Raw genomic sequence first — 18,602 nt, 5'->3', positions numbered from 1 at the left:
GCCAATTGAACGAGCGCGTCAATGCCAGATTACCCATCCGTACCTGTTGCAACCGCTTCTAATTCGGCCACACGAGCGCCCGATTTATTGGTTGTTACAACGTTCAAGGTTTTCAATTTGCGGTGCAGTGCGGATCGTTCCATGCCAACAAATGTAGCGGTTTTGGAAATATTCCCACCAAAACGATTGATTTGAACCATCAGATATTCACGTTCAAACATTTCACGCGCATCACGCAACGACAGACTGGCGAAATTACTCGTAAGCCCAAGACTATCATCCTGTTGAACATGCTCTGCATTTGGCAGCTCATCGGGCATAATCGGCCCGGAATTTGGCCCAAGAATCAAAATCCGTTCGATCACATTGCGCAATTGGCGAATGTTACCTGGCCAAGGTTGCATCTGCAAAACGGCGCAGGCCTCGTTGCTGATCTCGCGTTTTGTCAGACCTTGTTCTTTGTTCAATTCATCCACAAAATGACGAGCGATTGCCGGAATATCATCGCGACGATTTTCAAGTGATGGCACTTCGATCGGGACAACGTTCAAACGGTGGTATAATTCTTCACGGAAATTTCCAGCATCAATTTCGGCCAGTAGATCGCGGTTTGTGGATGACAAGACGCGGATATCGACGCGCACCTTGTCCTTGCCGCCAACACGGGTGAATTGTTGTTCCAATAATACATGAAGTATTTTGGATTGCGTCCCCAAGGGCATATCGGCAATTTCGTCGAAATAAAGTATGCCACCATGTGCCTGTTCCAACAGGCCAGGTTCATAGCCGCGATCGCTAGATTCACGACCAAACAGAACCTCTTCCATCCGTTCTGGTTCTATTGATGCAGAGTTTACGGAAATAAACGGGCCTGCGGCACGATCTGAATTTGCATGAATATAACGCGCGGCAACTTCTTTACCAGCACCCGATGGACCAGTTAACATAACACGTGCGTTTGATGTTGTGACCTTGTCCAAATTCGCGGTCAGCACCTTGAATGCCGCTGAATCCCCAATCATAGTTGTGGACGTAAATCCTGTTACCTTTAGCTGTGCATTTTCGCGGCGCAGGCGCGATGTTTCCATTGCTCGTGAAATCACCACCATCAATTGATCAATATTGAATGGCTTTTCGATAAAATCATATGCACCCTGTTTGATCGCAGCGACGGCAATTTCAATATTGCCATGTCCCGAAATAATCACCACAGGAATATCAGGGTTATCACGGCGCACGGTTTTAAGGATATCAATCCCATCCAACTTGCTGTTTTTCAACCAAATATCCAAGATGATCAGCGCGGGTGGTTCCGCGTTGATTTGACGAAATGTTTCGTCTGATTCAGCGGCCAATCGGGTGCTGTATCCTTCATCGATTAGGATATCCGAAACCAATTCGCGGATATCTTTTTCATCGTCTACAATCAATATATCTGACATTCCTACTACCCTTTTCTATGCGACTTTTGCGTCTGCTTTTTGATTATTATGCGTGGAATTACTGCCAAGTGGCAAAATGATGCGCGCTAATGCGCCCGTGTGACGACACCCCTTAAATTTTTGGGCGTCTGTCAATTCGAGGGTTCCACCGTGTTCCTCGATAATCTTTTTCACGATCGACAGGCCAAGCCCCGTACCCTCGTCACGATGGGTGACGTAGGGTTCGAAAAGGCGTGATCGATTTTCTGCTGGCAGGCCAATGCCATTGTCAGCAATTGTAATTTCAACAGCGTCGTCAAGCATCTGCATGGCGACTTTAATCTTGGGCTCGAACCCGTCTTCAACACTATTTTCTTGATATGCATCAATGGCTTCGCCTGCGTTCTTTATCAAGTTTGTCAACGCTTGGCGGATCATTGTATCGTCGATATCCAATGAAATTGTCCCAGCACGATTTGACATTGAGATATGAACATCTGTTAATGCCGCCTTTTGCAACACAACAGCATCTTTGACCAATGCGGTTAAATCGTGAGTGCGTTTGTCGGGTTCTGGCATACGCGCAAATTTTGAAAACTCATCAACAATACGGCGCAAGTCGTTGGTTTGACGCACAATAACATCTGTATATTGTTTCAAGTCATCCGAATGATCGCCCAACATCGGGCCAAATTTGCGTGCCAATCGTTCGGCAGATAATTGAATGGGCGTCAGCGGATTTTTGATTTCATGTGCAATGCGGCGTGCCACATCACCCCATGCGGCCATACGTTGTGCAGACACCAAATCGGACACATCATCAAAGGTCACAACGTAACCTTCCAATTCGCCGCCCTCTTCGCGCCGTTCTGCCATGCGCACCAACAAAATTTCAGATGTGCCAGCACGTGTCAGGCTGATCTGGCGTTGTTTGGATGAAACTGTTTTGTCCTCTACCTCGTGAAACAATTCCGAAAATTCAGGGATTGCATCGTCGATTTCGCGATCCATATCGCGTTTCAGATCAAGGTTTAACAACCGCTCGGCGGCACTGTTCATCACACGGATGCGCCCGTCTTGGGACAGGCCAATCACCCCTGCGGTGACACTGGATAACACGCCATCGAACAAACGACGGCGCCGTTCGGTTTCCACATTGGCCGTGATCAGATCATCGCGTTGTTTTTTCACCTGTGACGTCATGGTGTTGAACACACGGCTAAGCACCGCGATTTCATCGTCGCCGCGTTCTTCGACCACGCGAACATCAAAATCACCCCGCCCCAATCGTTGCGCAGCCCCTGCCAACCGCCCAACAGGGCGCGCCAAACGTTCGGCGAAAATCAAACCGATCCAAATGGCAGACAGTGTAATGATTGCGGCAAAGGCCAGATAAATCAGGCTGAAATCAAATAACAAGCGGTCACGTTCGCTTTCCATTTGATTGTAAAATTGCACGGTTTCTTTGGTATCATCAAGCAGGCTTAAAATTTCGCCATCCACTTCGCGTGATACATATAAAAATCTGTCGGCAAAGTTTTCCAATCGGACGAGTGCGCGAAATTCATCGTTTGACCAATCTTCGATCACAACGGTTTTGCCCGCGATTGCCGCATCAAGGTTTTCTTGTTTTGGTTCTTCAAAACCAAACAGATAGCTTTGTTCACCCCGCGCGCGAAGCTCGGAACCACCATCGATAACATATGCCTCTTTTAAACCGCGCTGAACGCTGGTTTGAAGCTGTGTCAATGCAACGCGCAATTCGCTGTCTTCTAGAAAAGGTTGGCGGCGCTTTAGTTCATTTAATGATCGCGCCAACAATGCCACGTCTTCTTGCAAATCTTGGCGTTGTTCAGTTTCGTATGCCTGGGCAGCGGCCAAGGATGATCCAACCACATCGCGCACACGGTTTGAAAACCATCCCTCTAACCCAGCGTTGATAATTAATGCCGCGAACAACGCGACCAACACGGTTGGGATCAACGCAATGATCGCAAAAACACCGCTTAGGCGCATATGCAATTGTGAACCTGCGGAATTACGTTTGCGCGCGATATAAACCCGCGCGATGCTGGTAATCACCAAGGATACGATAATGATACCGTAAATAAAATCGGCAAAAATGATCCCGCGCATAATCGGCGAGCCAACCGCATCGGCGATAGAACGCAGCGCGACAATTGTTAAAATGATGAGAAGTGGGCCAAGCGCCAACAGCCCCCATGCGAATGTCATTCGCACACTGGAAAGTTTACGCCACCTGTTGAGCTTGTTGCTCAATCTTATCAGTGGGAACTGCCTCATTGAGTAACCGTTCCGTTTTTACCTCAGTACCTGTGGCGCTTTTACATCATTTTCTTACTGCGTGTCACGACAATATCGAGGTCTGATATCTTTTTTCGCAAAGTATTGCGATTTATGCCCAGTAACTCGGCTGTTTTTATCTGATTTCCGCGTGTTGCGGCGAGCGAAAGCGCAATCAGGGGCAATTCGACCTCTCGCAAGATACGATTATACATGCCCGGTGGCGGTAATGCATCACCGTGCAGATCGAAATAGCGTTTGATATGTGCTTCAACTGCGGTGGACAGCTTTTCGCCGGACAGGTTATCATTTTCAGGTTTCATGCGCGGCATGGTTTGCAGGGATTCAGATACAAATGTTCCTGAAATTTCATCCTCTGGCGCCATAATCACCATACGGTTGACGAAATTTTCCAGTTCGCGAACGTTCCCTGTCCATAACGCGCTGCGCATATGTTCCAATGCTTTGGCCGATATGGTTTTGCTGGGCAATCCAGTTGTTGCCGCCTGTTGCAAGAAATGATGCGTCAGCTCTGCAATATCCCCCAAACGATCGCGCAATGGCGGCAGAGCAATAGGCACAACGTTCAGGCGGTAAAACAGATCCTCGCGAAAGCTGCCTTCGTTGACCAAATCGGATAAAATGCGCCGCGTTGATGAAATAAAGCGGAAGTTTTTCGCCTTTACCGCATCAGATCGCAGCATTTCCAACAAATGCACCTGTGAATCTGCGGTCATTTCAGCGATTTCATCAAGATAAATCGTCGCGCCTTGTAATGCAGCATCAACGCCTTGGTCTTCGCGCCCCCCCAACAATATGCCCTCGATCTTATCCGCGGTCAGGGTTGGCGCGTTGATCACAACGTAATCTTCTTTGTTGCGGTGCCCCAATTCATGCAGGCTTCGGGCAAGCAGGCTTTTGCCTGCACCGCTTTCGCCTGAAATCATCACGCTTAAATCTGTGTTCAACACCCGCGCGAGCAGACGGTAAACCTCTTGCATGGCTGGCGCGCTCCCGATCAAGGGTAAATCTTGCCCCTTTGACACATCCAATGTGTTGCGTAGATCTGATGGCCCACCCTGTGACAATGCTTTGTTAACTTTGGACAGTAACTCTTTTAAATCAAAGGGTTTTGGCAGATAATCATAGGCACCAGATTCCGATGCTTTGATCGCAGTCATCACCGTATTTTGCGCCGAAATCACGATCACTGGCAAGTCTGGGCGTTTGCGTTTGATGGATGGCAATAATTCCAAGCCATTCCCATCAGGTAACATCACATCGGATACGATGGCATCGCCCTCGCCTTCCTCCACCCAGCGCCACAATGTGTTCACGCTGCCTGTTGAGCGTACCTTACAACCCGCACGCGTTAACGCCTGTGTCAGCACCGTACGAATGGTGCGATCGTCGTCTGCAACCAATACTGTTCCGTCCATTACACCGTTTCCTTTTGTTTTTTCCAGATCGGCAGACGCACAATAAACGTGGTGCGCCCCTCGCTGCTGCTACATTCAATTAAACCGCCGTGGCTCCCGATGATTTTCGAAACTAACGAAAGGCCAAGTCCCGTGCCATTCACCTTGCTTGACACGAAAGGTTCAAAAATTTCTTTGATTAAACTGTCTGGGATACCCTTGCCGTTATCAGTCACTTCAATTTGCAACGGCAGATTTTCGGTTTTATGTCCTGACACGGCAAATTTCACGCCCGAGTTATATGATGTGCGCAGCTTGATAATACCGCCGCGATCATCCACGGATTCAACCGCATTTTTGATCAGGTTTTGAAACACCTGCAACAATAAATCAGAATCCCCAGCCGCATCGGGCAATGATGGATCAAAGTTTTTGTCAAAGGTTACATGGGCACCATATCCCGCCGCTGCAGACGCCGCCGCACGATCCAGCACATCATGGATATTCACCGAAGCGCGTCCAATGGGGCGTTGATCACCAAAGTGTTCCACGCGATCCACCAATTTACCAATGCGTTTTGCCTCCAGCCCGATCATTTCGGCCAGTTTGGTATCCTCGGCATCCGTATTCATCGCCAAAAGCTGTGACGCCCCAATGATACCCGCCAGCGGGTTGCGAATTTCATGCGCCAAAGTTGCTGCCATTGCGCTTACGGAACGTGCGGCGGTCATATGACCCAAAGATTGGCTCATCTTTTGCGCAACCCCCGTTGGTTGGATAATCAACAAGATTTTGCCCAAATCAACATCCAGAAAATGCACATGCAAATTACAGGGTAAAACGCTGCGTTCCGCCGTGGCAACATCAACGCCATATTGCGTGAATGATGATGTTTGTTCATGCGCCTGTCGGATGGTTTCAATTACAATCGAATTTATGCCAAAATACCGCGATAACGGTTTGCCCAGCATCTGTTTTACAGATGTTTGCGCCAATTGTTCGGAGGCAGGATTGCCCCGTTCGATCAAATTATCACGCCCAACCACGAAGGCTGGAAATGGTAGTGTTTCCCATATTTGTTCAAGCGAAATATCGGTCATGCGGCCACCTGAATAAACTCTGGAAAATCTGCGATTAAACGTTTTGTTTCGTTGACATCTTTTTGGGTTAACACGCGTTTGCGCATTTCAGGCGACAAGTTCATATCGTCCATGTACCAGCCCAGATGTTTACGTGCGACGCGGTTGCCAAGACTCTCGCCGTAAAAATCGAGCATGGCATTGTAATGATCCAAAATCATATCAACCAAATCCTGACCACGTGGAATAACGGGCGCATCAGCGCCATATATTTCGGATGCGATTTGCGCCAACACCCATGGTTTTCCATAACTGCCCCTCCCGATCATGATGCCATCGGCACCTGATTGCGATAATGCGCTGCGCGCGGTTGTGGCATCAACGATATCGCCATTTGCAATAACGGGGATTTCAACCGCATCCTTGACCGCGCGAATGGCGTTCCAATTGGCGTGACCTTTGTAAAACTGTTGGCGCGTGCGCCCGTGTATTGTAATCATCCGCACCCCAACGCCCTGTGCCCAAGCGGCGATTTGTGGCGCGTTGTGGCTTTCGTCATCCCAACCCAATCGCATTTTCAGGGTCACGGGAACATCCACTGCGCGAACAACCGCATCAATCAGCGTTAATGCAAATTCGGGTTCCTTCATCAACGCGCTGCCAGAATACCCCTGTGTCACCTTTTTCGCAGGACAGCCCATATTAATATCAATGATTTTCGCGCCATTGCCTGCACAAATCTTGGCGCATTCCGCCATCCAATGCGCATTGCGACCCGCGATTTGAACCGATGTACCCTCTACATCGAACCCAAGTTCAGCGCGAGCGCGAACAGAAGCGCGTTCCTGTACCATTTCTTGGCTTGCCACCATTTCAGACACGACCAATCCCGCACCAAAAGATTTTACCAAATTACGATAAGGTAAGTCGGTAATACCTGCTAAAGGCGATAAAAGTACGGGCGGCGCGATTGCCTGTTTTCCAATCAGAATAGAAGCCATGATTAATATATGTGCATTTATTTTGCGTTAGCGCAATCACTAAATTTGTGCAGTGCAATAATTATATCTGCAATGCCAGCGAAATCGCGCATTGCCACAACAAAATACCCCGCTATAAGCAATATCATGTCGATTGCAGCACTTATCGTGGCCGCTGGCCGAGGCACCCGCGCGGGCGGTGAAACACCCAAGCAATATCATGCATTGGGCGATAGAACCGTTATTTATCATACAATTACAAATCTTTTGGCCAATACCGATATTCGCGAAATTTGGGTTGCGATACACCGCGATGATCTCGAATTATTCACTGAAGCTACACGAAATATTGATGATGCACGGTTCATGGGGCATATCATCGGTGGCACCACCCGCAGCGATACGGTGCGTATCGGGCTAGAATCAATTACCTGCGAATATGTGTTGATCCATGATGGTGCGCGTCCCTTATTGCCAATTGATGCATTGTCGCGCGTAATAGATCAGATGCTTATTTCGGGTGCTGCATTTTGCGCCCTTCCCATCACCGATGCGATTTGGGCGGTCAGCGACGGGCGAGCGCAATCCGCACAACCCCGCGATACGTTCTGGCGTGCACAAACACCCCAAGCATTCAACACAGCCGAAATATTGGCGGCACATCGCGCCACCGATAAACCCGCCGATGACGATGTGGCCATCGCACGGCGTGCTGGCATAGATGTTACGGTTGTGCTTGGATCAGAGCGGAACATTAAGATAACACATGCTGGTGATTTTGCACTGGCGGAAAAATTACTGAGGGAATGACGTGATCGATATACGCACAGGCAACGGATTTGACGTACACGCGCTTGGCGCGGGTGATCATGTGATCCTAAATGGGATCAAAATTCCGCATAATCACGCGATGATTGGGCATTCGGATGCAGATGTTTCCATGCACGCGATAACAGATGCACTGTTTGGTGCCGTAGCGCAGGGTGACATCGGGCGCTGGTTCCCACCAACTGATCCACAATGGAAAGGTGCCAGTTCTGATATATTCTTGCGCAAGGCCGTGAATGTTGTGCGCGAACACGGTTTCCAAATCAGCAATATCGATTGCACCATCATCTGTGAAACACCAAAAATCACCCCACACGCCCCCGCTATGCGCAACAACATCGCGGATATTTTGGGCATTGATCTGGATCGTGTTTCGATCAAGGCAACCACATCGGAAAAGTTGGGATTTACGGGCCGCAACGAGGGTATTGCCGCATTGGCAACAGCAACGGTAATCAAACAATGACACGCTGTATTGCAACATGGTTTTATTCAGGGTTGGCACCGCGCGCGCCTGGCACATTTGGATCACTGGCAGCATTGCCATTTGCGTATATCTTACACATGCTGGGCCAATGGTGGTGGCTAGGTATCGCCGCGATAATCGTATTTTTCATTGGCTGGTGGGCAACCGCCATGGAAACCAAGGGCAAGGATGATCACGACCCGTCAGAAATCGTCATTGACGAGGTCGCGGGCCAATGGATCGCGTTAATCCCTGTCAGCTTTGCCGCGTCTTATCACCCGGATTTTCCGTTTTCACATGGTGAATTGTTGATTTACAGCCTGATCGCATTTGCATTGTTTCGCTTGTTTGATATCGCAAAACCATTCCCCGTGAGCTGGGCCGACAACAAAGACACCGCATTTGGTGTGATGATGGATGATGTGTTGGCGGGAATCATGGCCGCGATCTGTATCGTCGCCCTGTTTCGCATTCAGGATATGTTTTAATGTCAGATATGGCAGAACAACTATTAACAGCCGCTCGAAACGCAGGCGTCACCATCGCCACGGCAGAGAGTTGTACCGCAGGCATGATCAGCGCGGCGTTAACCGACGTTGCAGGATCATCCGATATGTTTGATCGTGGGTTCGTTACCTATACCAATGACGCCAAGCAACAGATGCTGGGTGTCAGCAGCCATACGTTGCAAAAATTTGGCGCCGTATCCGAGCAGGTCGCGCGTGAAATGTGTCTGGGTGCATTAAAGCATTCTGATGCAAACCTTGCCGTATCCGTTACGGGCATCGCGGGCCCCGGTGGTTCAGAACACAAACCCGAAGGTCGTGTTTGTTTTGGGATAGTGCGCACAGGCAAAGAGCCACGGCTTGAAACCGTAGAATTTGGTGCGATTGGGCGCGCAAATGTGCGCCAAAAAACGGTTGAACACGCGTTGGCGTTGTTATTTGCGCAAATAAATGATGCAAAGCAAAGATAACCAACTGATGGATTTTTAGGCTTCCACCCCATTATTTGCATATTTATTATACACAAAACGGCGACTGCACATTAAATTGGCGAAATGACCGTAGGTTAGGCAACCTGCGGCTTGATCCTGCACAAATTCGTGGCATAGACCCTAGCAACGAAAAAACTAAGGGAAATGTTCTTATGAATGGTGCAGATACTGCATGGATTATCGTCGCAACGGCGCTGGTTCTGTTTATGACCCTACCAGGGTTGGCGTTGTTTTACGGCGGTTTGGTGCGGGCGCGAAATGTGCTCAGCGTCTTTATGCAATGTTTCGCAATTGCATGTTTGATGTCGGTTCTTTGGCTAGCGTTTGGATATACAATCGCGTTTGGCGATGGCAATGCGTATTGGGGTGGCTTGGGCAAGGCATTTTTGAACGGTGTTGGTGCGGATAGCCTGTCTGGCACGATCCCTGAAATCCTGTTTTTCGCGTTTCAAATGACATTTGCGATTATCACCCCTGCCCTGATTGTTGGCGCATATGTTGAACGGATCAGCTTTGGGTTTGTGATGACATTTTCGGGGCTTTGGATGTTGCTCTGCTATGCGCCTGTTGTGCATTGGATCTGGGGTGGCGGATTGCTCGCAGGCGGCGAAGGCGCATTATTCGCGGACGCTGTGAATGATTTTGCCGGTGGTATCGTGGTGCACGAAACCGCGGGTCTGGCCGCGCTGGTGATTGCAGTGGTTTTGGGTGGTCGTCGCAAGAAAAACGTACCCCCACATAATCCAGGTTTCGTGATGTTGGGCGCTGGTATGTTGTGGGTTGGTTGGTTCGGCTTTAACGGTGGATCACAACTGGCTGCGGATGGTGGTGCGGCGATGGCATTGACGGTGACACATTTGTCAGCGGCAACTGCATCGCTGACATGGGCTGCATGGGAACGCATCAAATATGGCAAAGCATCCTTGGTTGGCATGGTTACAGGGACAATTGCAGGGCTTGCATCAATCACACCCGCATCAGGTTCTGTCGGCCCGATCGAAGCGTTAATCATCGGTGGTATCGCTGGTATCATGTGCCAAGAAATGTGCTGGGTCATTAAAGAATGGTTGAACATTGACGACACATTAGACGTCTTTGCCGTGCACGGAATTGGCGGCATGTTTGGCATCATCATGCTGGCACTGTTTGGTCACGCAAGCTGGACCGCACAATTAGGTGGGCTGGTTGTCGTTGGCGTATTCACACTGGTTGTGACATTCGTTTTGGTGAAGCTGGTTGCGCTGGTCTTCCCAATTCGTGTGAGCGAAGAGGACGAGATCACAGGACTTGATCTAGCGTCACATGGTGAACGCGCATACGATCACGCGTCATAATAAATTTACTATGAAGGTGCATTTGGCCGTCCCTTCGGGGGCGGCTTATTTATGAATAAAGGTTTTTTGCACGGGTTTCGAACGCGCCCACAATGCGCTGCATCGCTTCGTTGAATACAACGCCTATTAACCCTTGCAGGATTTTGGATTTGAATTCGAAATCAACGAAAAAATCCACCTCGCACCCGTCGGGATGGTCGCTAAATTTCCAATGGTTATTCAAATATTTGAACGGCCCATCCAAATATTCCACATCTATCTGCATATCATCTGGGTTTAATGTGACACGGCTCCCGAAACGTTCGCGAAACACTTTGAATGAAATCACCAGATCGGCGTCAAGAATTGTTGTGGAACCCTGTTCTATGCGTTTGCGAATACGCGCCGCTGAACACCAAGGCAAAAATTCAGGATACGCGTTTACATCCGCAATCAGATCATACATCTGTTGTGGCGTATATGGCATCACTCGTTTTTCGGCATGGGTCGGCATGGCGCCTCTTTTATCAGGAAGATGACAGAGGTCACGCTTAAACTTGTCGCGGGTGAACAATTTGCTAGGATGGGGCAAGAGGAACCAGAATGAACCACGATAATTACCAAGTTGAACCCATGATTTCCGCCAAATCCATTGCCGCGCGCGTGGAATCATTGGCCGCGGAAATTTCCAAACATTTTGCGGATACCGACAAATTGATCGTGATCGGCCTGTTGCGTGGATCATTCGTGTTCATCGCCGATCTGGCACGCGAATTGGATTTACCCTGTGAGGTCGATTTTTTGGAAACCTCGTCATATGGGAACAACACGGAATCATCGCGCGAGGTGCGGATTTTAAAAGACCTGCGCGGCGAAATTGAAGGCAAGGATATCCTGTTGGTCGAAGATATCGTTGATACGGGGCACACATTGCACCATGTGTTAAACCTGTTGAAATCACGTAACCCTGCCCGATTGGAGGTTTGCGCACTTCTCGATAAACCCGCACGGCGCGAGGTAGACGTGACCGCAAAATGGATCGGCTTCGAAATCCCCGATGAATTCGTGGTTGGTTATGGCATTGATTATGCACAACGAAATCGCAATTTGGATCATATCGGCAAGGTTGTGTTCAAGTGAACATTCATTGGTTGATGCGTGCAAAACGATGGGCACAGCGGCCACCATCGTGGAAACGTGTGAAATTGGTTTTCGCGGTGATTTTGATCTGTGTTGCCATCGCATTGTTTGAACATTTTTTCGGCTGGCCCGATGCGTTGAATGTGAACAATAACCTGCGTGGACGTATGCCGCGTTTGTAATTGCTTGACTTATCCACCTGAAACCTATTGAAGCACGATCAATGGCATCGGCCATTTGCGCGTTTTGGAATTTGTGTTTGTCGCATGAAAAGAAGAAGCGCAATCATAAATGAAACGCAATGCGAAACCTGTCGTGCCAATGGCACCTGACGGGCTGTTTCGCGTCAGATAGGTATAATCAATGAATACAGGCACCGTAATTTGGTATAACGCCAAAAAGGGCATCGGATTCATCAAACCAGACGAAGCTGGTGATGATGTTTTTGTACATATGAAAGCACTAAAAAAAACAGGGCTAAAACAAATCAAAGAAGGCGATCGTCTTTTATTTGAAATGGAAACAGATGATGTGACAGGCAAACAAGCCGCCGCAAACATCACCCAAATGACAGACGAAGAAGGCCGCATTTTACGAAATGCAAGCCGCCCCGCACCCACCGATAAAAAACAAAAGCAAGAAGCAAAACCAAAATCAGACGCAAGCGCGTTTGGTGCATTGGGGTTGGACAGCGAAATCGTAAAAGCGCTTGGCTTTCAAGGGTATGAAAAACCAACACCGATCCAAGAACAGGCAATTCCTGCTGTCCTTAAGGGACGCGATATTGTTGGTTTGGCGCAAACTGGTACGGGTAAAACCGCCGCATTTTCATTGCCGTTGTTGCAAAACCTGTTGGAAAACCCAACGGATTTAAAACCACGCTCTGCGCGTGCGTTGATCTTGTCGCCAACGCGTGAGTTGGCATTGCAAATTCACACAGCAATCAAAGAATATGGTAAACGCATGCCATTGACGATTACCTCCGTGATCGGCGGTGCACCCATCCGCAAACAAATGCAGGCACTGTCCAAAGGTGTGGATGTTCTGGTGGCAACACCGGGTCGATTGGAAGATTTGGTTGATCAAAAGGCATTACGCCTAGATCAAACGAATTTCATCGTGCTGGACGAAGCGGATCAAATGATGGACATCGGTTTCTTGCCGTCCATCAAACGTATCCTGAGCAAAGTCGCAACCGAGCGTCAAACATTGCTTTTCTCTGCAACCATGCCCAAAGCCATTAAAGAGCTGAGCAATACATATTTGGATAGCCCTGTAGAAGTCGCAGTCGCACAGGTTTCATCAACCGCCGAACGTATCAAACAATCATTGATGTATTTGGTGAAAATGAACAAAGGCTTGGCGCTGGAACGTATTGTAAAGGCAAACCCAAACAAACGTATCATCGTGTTTTCACGAACCAAACATGGATCAGATAAGCTTGTTAAGTGGTTGGGAACACAGGATATTAAGGCAGACGCCATTCACGGAAACAAATCCCAAGGTCAGCGACAACGCGCATTGGAGGATTTTCGCAAAGGTAAAACATATGTGTTGATTGCCACGGACATTGCCGCGCGCGGGATTGATATTCCAGGTATCGAACTAGTCGTAAATTTCGATTTGCCTAATGTTCCAGAAGCATATGTCCACCGTATTGGTCGCACCGCGCGTGCAGGCGCCGAAGGGCGCGCGATCGCGTTTTGCGCACCTGATGAGCAAAAACAATTGGCAGATATCCTAAAGGTAATCAAACAAGACATCCCTGTTGAGGTGATGGAAGGTTTGACCAACACACCGATGCCATCGCATGAAAATATGGGCGGTGGTGGTGGCCGTGGTCGCGCATCACGCCCACCACGTGGTGGTAAATGGGCGGGTGCAGGTAAAGGCAAGCCGAATTCGTCGCGCAACAAAGGCAAACCAAAGTCGCGCGGCCGTTAAGGCGGATGCCTGCGGCGCGGATATTTTAAACATTTGGAGAGGGCCAGCAATTTACATGCTGGCCTTTTTGTTAGTGGCCGAGTGCCTTGAGACGTGCGGCGCGGAGCCGAGCAAAATCATCACCTGCGTGATAGCTTGAGCGTGTCAACGGCGTGGCCGACACCATCAAAAACCCCTTGTTAAATGCGGTTTTTTCGTAGTTGGCGAATTCATCGGGCGTGACAAAACGATCAACCGCGTGATGTTTGGGTGTCGGTTGCAGATATTGTCCGATGGTGAGGAAATCGATATCGGCGGCGCGCATATCTTCCATGACCTGCACAACGGATTGTTTGTCTTCGCCAAGGCCAACCATGATCCCCGATTTGGTGAACATGGATGGGTCAAGCTCTTTGACCCGTTGCAGCAAACGCAAACTGTGGAAATATCGCGCACCTGGGCGAACCTCTGGGTACAGTCCGGGGACGGTTTCTAGGTTATGGTTAAACACATCGGGGCGCGCAGCAACGACAGTTTCAAGCGCGCTATCATCACAACGAATAAAATCGGGTGTTAGAATTTCGATTGTAGTGTTCGGGGATTGTTTGCGAATGGCACGGATTGTTTGAGCAAAATGCTCTGCCCCGCCATCTTTGACATCATCGCGATCAACGGATGTGACCACAACATGGTTCAGACCCAGCTTTTTCACCGCAGACGCCACGCGCCCCGGTTCAAACACATCCAGATCCTCTGGCGGTTTACCTGTGGCGATATTGCAGAATGTGCAAGCACGCGTGCAAACCTCGCCCATGATCATCATAGTTGCGTGGCCTTGCGACCAGCATTCGCCAACATTTGGGCAACCAGCCTCTTCGCAGACGGTGACCAGTTTATTGTCACGCATGATGTCACGGGTTTTTTTATACCCATCGGAGGTTGGTGCCTTGACCCGAATCCAATCGGGTTTTTTTGGCTGGGCATTGTCAGGCTTATGCGCCTTTTCTGGGTGGCGCTGTTCGGGAATATTTAAATCACGCATCACAATCCTCACTTGTTGCGATTACTATACATTACGCTGTTTGGAATGTAATACCCAGTGCGAAATTTCGCGCAAATTGTGATGAATTTCATAGCAGGATTTCACATTCTGCATAGGTGTCAAAATAACGCCGCGCAATATTGTCGCAAAGACCCGTATTCCACAAATATGTCGTTGTAATGCACGCCTTGAGCAATAGGTTGCGCAAGAGAATAATCGATTCTGTGGTTTGCAGTAACCACATTGAAAACAAAGGAAAATACGATGAAAACTGGTGTCACCCTCCCTGACGTTACATTTCACACGCGCGTGCGTGATGACGCGATCGAAGGCCCAAATCCATTTCGCTGGGAAGACAAAACAACGGCCGACTTTTTCGCTAATAAACGCGTGATTTTATTCTCATTGCCGGGCGCATTTACCCCGACGTGTTCAACCTATCAATTGCCCGGCTTTGAAGACAATTTTGACAAATTCCAAGCCGCTGGTGTTGACGAAATTTACTGTCTGTCTGTGAACGACAGTTTCGTGATGAACAAATGGGCGCAAAGCCAAGATATTAAAAATGTGAAGGTGATCCCAGATGGTTCGGGCCAGTTCACCCGCAAAGTTGGTATGTTGGTCGATAAGGATAACCTAGGGTTTGGGATGCGTTCGTGGCGTTATGCCGCCATCGTCAACAACGGTGTTGTTGAGGCATGGTTCGAAGAACCAGGTCGTGCGGATAACCACGGCGATGATCCATATGGCGAAAGTTCACCTGAAAACCTGTTGGAATATTTAGAAGCCGAGGCAAACAAAGCGGCGTAAGCCACGGTTTGCAAATCACAGATAAGGGGCTACGCTGGGCGTGGCCCTTTTATTTTGGAACATCGTATGAGCAATACTTTTGACGGTATCACCACCCATCGCGGACGCGAACATCATATTTCCAAAATGGGCGAATTTATTAAACAGATCATTTATGGTGGTAATGATGGAATTGTTACGACATTTGCGGTGGTCGCAGGATTCGCAGGTGCCGGTCAAGACGGTGTTGCACAGGTTGGTGCGATTGCAGTTTTGCTGTTTGGATTGGCGAATTTGTTTGCCGATGCCACGGCAATGGGATTGGGTGAATACCTGTCCGCGCGCAGCGAAAACGATTTGTACCATTCGGTCCGCGACGATGAATTGATCGAGATAACAAACAACCCCGAAATGGAACGACAAGAGGCGTTGGAAATTTTAGCCGAAAAAGGAATGAGCGCCACAGACGCCGCTGCGATGGCGGATATTTTGGAAAGATACCCCGATTATTACGCAGATTTCATGATGTCCTATGAAATTGGAATGTCCGATCCCGCCGATGAAAACCCTGCGTTGAATGGTTTGGCCACCTTTGCTGCGTTCATCACATTTGGGATTATCCCACTGTTACCCTATTTTATGTTTGAACCTGAGCGATCAACATTTCATCTGTCGGTCATTGCAACATTCACTGCGTTAACCATTTTGGGATTGTTGCGTTTTGCGGTTATTCGCCAGAACATTTTGCGCTGTGTCGGTGAAACTGTTCTGGTTGGCGGAGTGTGCGCCGCCGTGGCATATGGGGTTGGATTGGCATTTGCATAAGGGCGGCATTGCCGCCCTGCCCGTTCAATTAAAAATGGATCGCTTTGCCATACGCGTCCAAAACCGATTCATGCATCATTTCGGATAGTGTGGGATGCGGGAATACGGTGTGCATCAAGTCTTCTTCTGTGGTTTCCAATTGGCGCCCAACGACGTAGCCTTGGATCAATTCGGTGACTTCTGCGCCCACCATATGTGCGCCCAACAATTCACCAGTTTTTGCGTCAAAAATGGTTTTTACCAAGCCTTCAGACTCGCCCAATGCGATGGCTTTACCGTTGCCGATAAATGGGAATTTCCCAACCTTGATGTCGAACCCTTTGTCCTTGGCTGCCGCCTCAGTATAACCAACGGAGGCGATTTGTGGGTGACAGTATGTACAGCCCGCAATGCTTTCGGGTTTCACCGGATGTGGTTTTTGTCCCGCGATCAATTCGGCAACCATTACACCTTCGTGGGATGCTTTGTGTGCCAGCCAAGGTGGTGCAGCCAGATCACCAATTGCAAATATGCCATCAACATTTGTGCGGCAATACGGATCTGTCACAACATGGGTGCGATCGGTTTTGATTTTGAGTTCTTCCAGACCAAGGTCTTCGACATTGCCAACAATCCCCACGGCGGAAATCACTGTATCGAATTCCTGTTTTTCGGTTTTACCGTCTTTTTCAATATGCGCGGTCACCTTACCCTTGGCACGATCAAGTTTCTTGACCGTTGCCTTTTCCATGATTGTCATTCCCTGTTTTTCAAAGGATTTTTTGGCAAATGCCGCGATTTCAGCATCTTCAACTGGCAAAATGCGATCCATCACCTCGACCACGGTCGTTTCCGCGCCAAGCGTGTGATAAAAACTGGCAAATTCGATGCCAATGGCGCCTGATCCAATCACCAAAAGCTTTTTGGGGTTATGGGGCGGGTTTAATGCGTGTTTGTATGTCCATACATTTTTACCATCGGCCTCTAGTCCCGGTAATTCACGCGCACGCGCACCTGTCGCCAAAACGATATTTTTCGCTGTAAGCTCTTGCGTATCTTTGTCGGTTTTTACGGAAACTTTGTTTTTGGCGATCAATTTCGCCGTGCCCATGATGGTGGTGATTTTATTTTTCTTTAACAAATGGGTCACGCCAGATGATAATTGTTTTGCCACACCGCGTGAACGTTTTACAACCGCATCCAAATCATAGTTGATATTATCAGCAGACAGGCCAAATTCGGATGCGCGATGCATCAGGTGAAAAACTTCGGATGACCGCAACAAAGCCTTTGTCGGGATACAGCCCCAGTTCAAACAAATGCCACCAACATGTTCGCGTTCAACCACAGCAACCTTTAATCCCAATTGCGCACCGCGGATCGCCGCAACATAGCCGCCCGGCCCCGCGCCAATTACAATCATATCAAAGGATGTGTTAGCCATCATAGATCTCGCATATAGTTTAACATTAAACCATTATATAATGCACCAAATCGGGCGGTGTGGCAAGCGTGGCTATTCGCTGGATTCTGCAGTCAGTTTTTCGACAATGGCGCGATACCCGCCCTTGTCCATGAATGCGGTTTCTTCGGCGGTGCTTTCACGGCCCAAGGCATTGTTTCGAAACGGAAACCGACCAAATTTATGAATAATCTCGCGATGCGCTTGCGCGTGGATTTGATTATTACCAACGTCACTTGTTCGTTTTTTAAACAGTTTCACCGCAATCGTTTGATCGCCCAAATTTTCCGAGTGCATAAATGGCATATAGAAAAACTGGCGTAAAGGTTCGTCAATTTCCTGGTCAAAGTCTTTGCGTATTGCGCGCCCTGCCACATCGCGTGCAAGCGGGTCTGCATCAAACGATTCTGGGCGACCGCGAAACATGTTACGAGCAAATTGATCCAACAGAATAATAATCGCCAATGTCCCCGTGGCGGTTTTTTCCCATTCTTCCAATTTGCCGCTTGCTGCCAAATCGTAATCGGCCATGAACCGTTCTTTGATTTGGGCATCCACATTTTCGTCAGCGATGTACCAGCCATCTGGCCCAACTTCGTTCACCCAAAAATCAATTATTTCATCTGCTCGTTCCAT

Annotated in this window: 19 protein-coding genes; 10 read left to right on the top strand and 9 right to left on the bottom strand. The window is 48.8% G+C overall.

Translation table 11 applies throughout. The features are described from left to right. Positions 1 to 29 precede the first annotated feature (29 nt). The 5 genes from ntrX to dusB form a co-directional block, all read right to left on the bottom strand. On the bottom strand, positions 30 to 1,442 hold the full coding sequence (ntrX, locus tag IE094_RS01140; protein ID WP_189638735.1) for a nitrogen assimilation response regulator NtrX: 1,413 nt from the start codon (positions 1,440 to 1,442) through the stop codon (positions 30 to 32). Between the two features lie 15 nt (positions 1,443 to 1,457). After that, positions 1,458 to 3,656, bottom strand: coding sequence for a sensor histidine kinase NtrY-like (locus tag IE094_RS01135; RefSeq protein WP_189638734.1), 2,199 nt, complete (start codon positions 3,654 to 3,656; stop codon positions 1,458 to 1,460). A 110-nt stretch (positions 3,657 to 3,766) separates the two neighbouring features. Continuing rightward, on the bottom strand, positions 3,767 to 5,164 hold the full coding sequence (locus tag IE094_RS01130; protein ID WP_189638733.1) for a sigma 54-interacting transcriptional regulator: 1,398 nt from the start codon (positions 5,162 to 5,164) through the stop codon (positions 3,767 to 3,769). Continuing rightward, positions 5,164 to 6,243 carry a two-component system sensor histidine kinase NtrB gene (locus IE094_RS01125; protein ID WP_189638732.1) on the bottom strand — a complete coding sequence of 360 codons (1,080 nt, stop codon included), beginning with the start codon at positions 6,241 to 6,243 and terminating at the stop codon, positions 5,164 to 5,166. Before IE094_RS01125 ends, IE094_RS01130 begins: the two co-directional genes overlap by 1 nt. After that, positions 6,240 to 7,223: a tRNA dihydrouridine synthase DusB gene (gene dusB / locus IE094_RS01120; RefSeq protein WP_189638731.1), complete on the bottom strand. Its 984-nt coding sequence runs from the start codon at positions 7,221 to 7,223 to the stop codon at positions 6,240 to 6,242. The genes IE094_RS01125 and dusB overlap by 4 nt, the downstream gene beginning before the upstream one ends. A gap of 126 nt (positions 7,224 to 7,349) precedes the next feature. Here dusB and ispD point away from each other — a divergent pair, with 126 nt between their 5' ends. The 5 genes from ispD to IE094_RS01095 all read left to right on the top strand — a co-directional run bounded on the left by ispD (position 7,350) and on the right by IE094_RS01095 (position 10,827). Beyond that, positions 7,350 to 8,012 carry a 2-C-methyl-D-erythritol 4-phosphate cytidylyltransferase gene (gene ispD, locus IE094_RS15620; protein ID WP_189638730.1) on the top strand — a complete coding sequence of 221 codons (663 nt, stop codon included), beginning with the start codon at positions 7,350 to 7,352 and terminating at the stop codon, positions 8,010 to 8,012. 1 nt (position 8,013) lies between these two features. Then, positions 8,014 to 8,496, top strand: coding sequence for a 2-C-methyl-D-erythritol 2,4-cyclodiphosphate synthase (ispF, locus tag IE094_RS15615; RefSeq protein WP_308429181.1), 483 nt, complete (start codon positions 8,014 to 8,016; stop codon positions 8,494 to 8,496). Further along, positions 8,493 to 8,984 (top strand): phosphatidylglycerophosphatase A family protein, encoded by a 492-nt coding sequence (locus IE094_RS01105; RefSeq protein WP_189638729.1) that lies wholly within the window; start codon positions 8,493 to 8,495, stop codon positions 8,982 to 8,984. Before ispF ends, IE094_RS01105 begins: the two co-directional genes overlap by 4 nt. After that, positions 8,984 to 9,472, top strand: coding sequence for a CinA family protein (locus IE094_RS01100; protein WP_189638728.1), 489 nt, complete (start codon positions 8,984 to 8,986; stop codon positions 9,470 to 9,472). Before IE094_RS01105 ends, IE094_RS01100 begins: the two co-directional genes overlap by 1 nt. Positions 9,473 to 9,645: 173 nt before the next feature. Further along, positions 9,646 to 10,827, top strand: a complete 1,182-nt coding sequence (locus tag IE094_RS01095) for an ammonium transporter (RefSeq protein WP_189638727.1) — start codon at positions 9,646 to 9,648, stop codon at positions 10,825 to 10,827. 49 nt (positions 10,828 to 10,876) lie between these two features. Here the strand turns inward: IE094_RS01095 and IE094_RS01090 are convergent, their stop codons facing one another. Then, the gene (locus tag IE094_RS01090; protein WP_189638726.1) at positions 10,877 to 11,320 is read right to left on the bottom strand and encodes a type II toxin-antitoxin system RatA family toxin; all 444 of its coding nucleotides are present in this window, start codon (positions 11,318 to 11,320) and stop codon (positions 10,877 to 10,879) included. Between the two features lie 89 nt (positions 11,321 to 11,409). Between IE094_RS01090 and hpt the strand changes: the two genes are divergently transcribed. The 3 genes from hpt (at position 11,410) to IE094_RS01070 (ending at position 13,890) form a co-directional block, all read left to right on the top strand. Next, on the top strand, positions 11,410 to 11,946 hold the full coding sequence (hpt, locus tag IE094_RS01085) for a hypoxanthine phosphoribosyltransferase (protein ID WP_189638725.1): 537 nt from the start codon (positions 11,410 to 11,412) through the stop codon (positions 11,944 to 11,946). Continuing rightward, entirely contained in the window at positions 11,943 to 12,128 is a 186-nt protein-coding gene (locus IE094_RS01080; protein ID WP_189638724.1) for a hypothetical protein, read from the top strand. Before hpt ends, IE094_RS01080 begins: the two co-directional genes overlap by 4 nt. Positions 12,129 to 12,309: 181 nt before the next feature. Further along, complete coding sequence (locus tag IE094_RS01070; RefSeq protein WP_308429180.1) at positions 12,310 to 13,890, top strand: DEAD/DEAH box helicase; 1,581 nt, start codon at positions 12,310 to 12,312, stop codon at positions 13,888 to 13,890. Between the two features lie 70 nt (positions 13,891 to 13,960). Here IE094_RS01070 and lipA read toward each other — a convergent pair whose 3' ends face one another. After that, entirely contained in the window at positions 13,961 to 14,917 is a 957-nt protein-coding gene (lipA, locus tag IE094_RS01065; protein ID WP_189639402.1) for a lipoyl synthase, read from the bottom strand. Positions 14,918 to 15,175: 258 nt separating this feature from the next. On the opposite strand from lipA, the gene IE094_RS01060 reads away from it, so the two are divergent. Both IE094_RS01060 and IE094_RS01055 read left to right on the top strand, forming a co-directional pair. Next, a complete protein-coding gene (locus IE094_RS01060; RefSeq protein WP_189638723.1) occupies positions 15,176 to 15,721 on the top strand; it encodes a peroxiredoxin in 546 nt (181 codons plus the stop codon). Between the two features lie 66 nt (positions 15,722 to 15,787). Further along, a complete protein-coding gene (locus IE094_RS01055; RefSeq protein WP_189638722.1) occupies positions 15,788 to 16,525 on the top strand; it encodes a VIT1/CCC1 transporter family protein in 738 nt (245 codons plus the stop codon). Between the two features lie 28 nt (positions 16,526 to 16,553). On the opposite strand, the gene lpdA is transcribed toward IE094_RS01055, so the two are convergent. Continuing rightward, complete coding sequence (lpdA, locus tag IE094_RS01050; RefSeq protein WP_189638721.1) at positions 16,554 to 17,948, bottom strand: dihydrolipoyl dehydrogenase; 1,395 nt, start codon at positions 17,946 to 17,948, stop codon at positions 16,554 to 16,556. A gap of 72 nt (positions 17,949 to 18,020) precedes the next feature. Beyond that, complete coding sequence (locus tag IE094_RS01045; protein WP_189638720.1) at positions 18,021 to 18,602, bottom strand: DUF924 family protein; 582 nt, start codon at positions 18,600 to 18,602, stop codon at positions 18,021 to 18,023.

Source organism: Paramylibacter ulvae (genome assembly GCF_014652655.1).
Taxonomy (GTDB): Bacteria; Pseudomonadota; Alphaproteobacteria; order Rhodobacterales; family Rhodobacteraceae; genus Amylibacter; species Amylibacter ulvae.
The sequence above is the reverse complement of the archived record's forward strand: the minus strand, read 5'-3'. Positions and strand labels throughout refer to the sequence as shown.

Excerpts from the sequence above, each read along its gene's own strand:
- ntrX (WP_189638735.1), bottom strand. The coding sequence starts at position 1,442 with ATGTCAGATATATTGATTGTAGACGATGAAAAAGATATCCGCGAATTG.
- IE094_RS01135 (WP_189638734.1), bottom strand. The coding sequence starts at position 3,656 with ATGACATTCGCATGGGGGCTGTTGGCGCTTGGCCCACTTCTCATCATT.
- IE094_RS01130 (WP_189638733.1), bottom strand. The coding sequence starts at position 5,164 with ATGGACGGAACAGTATTGGTTGCAGACGACGATCGCACCATTCGTACG.
- IE094_RS01125 (WP_189638732.1), bottom strand. The coding sequence starts at position 6,243 with ATGACCGATATTTCGCTTGAACAAATATGGGAAACACTACCATTTCCA.
- dusB (WP_189638731.1), bottom strand. The coding sequence starts at position 7,223 with ATGGCTTCTATTCTGATTGGAAAACAGGCAATCGCGCCGCCCGTACTT.
- ispD (WP_189638730.1), top strand. The coding sequence starts at position 7,350 with ATGTCGATTGCAGCACTTATCGTGGCCGCTGGCCGAGGCACCCGCGCG.
- IE094_RS01105 (WP_189638729.1), top strand. The coding sequence starts at position 8,493 with ATGACACGCTGTATTGCAACATGGTTTTATTCAGGGTTGGCACCGCGC.
- IE094_RS01100 (WP_189638728.1), top strand. The coding sequence starts at position 8,984 with ATGTCAGATATGGCAGAACAACTATTAACAGCCGCTCGAAACGCAGGC.
- IE094_RS01095 (WP_189638727.1), top strand. The coding sequence starts at position 9,646 with ATGAATGGTGCAGATACTGCATGGATTATCGTCGCAACGGCGCTGGTT.
- IE094_RS01090 (WP_189638726.1), bottom strand. The coding sequence starts at position 11,320 with ATGCCGACCCATGCCGAAAAACGAGTGATGCCATATACGCCACAACAG.
- hpt (WP_189638725.1), top strand. The coding sequence starts at position 11,410 with ATGAACCACGATAATTACCAAGTTGAACCCATGATTTCCGCCAAATCC.
- IE094_RS01070 (WP_308429180.1), top strand. The coding sequence starts at position 12,310 with ATGAATACAGGCACCGTAATTTGGTATAACGCCAAAAAGGGCATCGGA.
- IE094_RS01060 (WP_189638723.1), top strand. The coding sequence starts at position 15,176 with ATGAAAACTGGTGTCACCCTCCCTGACGTTACATTTCACACGCGCGTG.
- IE094_RS01055 (WP_189638722.1), top strand. The coding sequence starts at position 15,788 with ATGAGCAATACTTTTGACGGTATCACCACCCATCGCGGACGCGAACAT.
- lpdA (WP_189638721.1), bottom strand. The coding sequence starts at position 17,948 with ATGGCTAACACATCCTTTGATATGATTGTAATTGGCGCGGGGCCGGGC.
- IE094_RS01045 (WP_189638720.1), bottom strand. The coding sequence starts at position 18,602 with ATGGAACGAGCAGATGAAATAATTGATTTTTGGGTGAACGAAGTTGGG.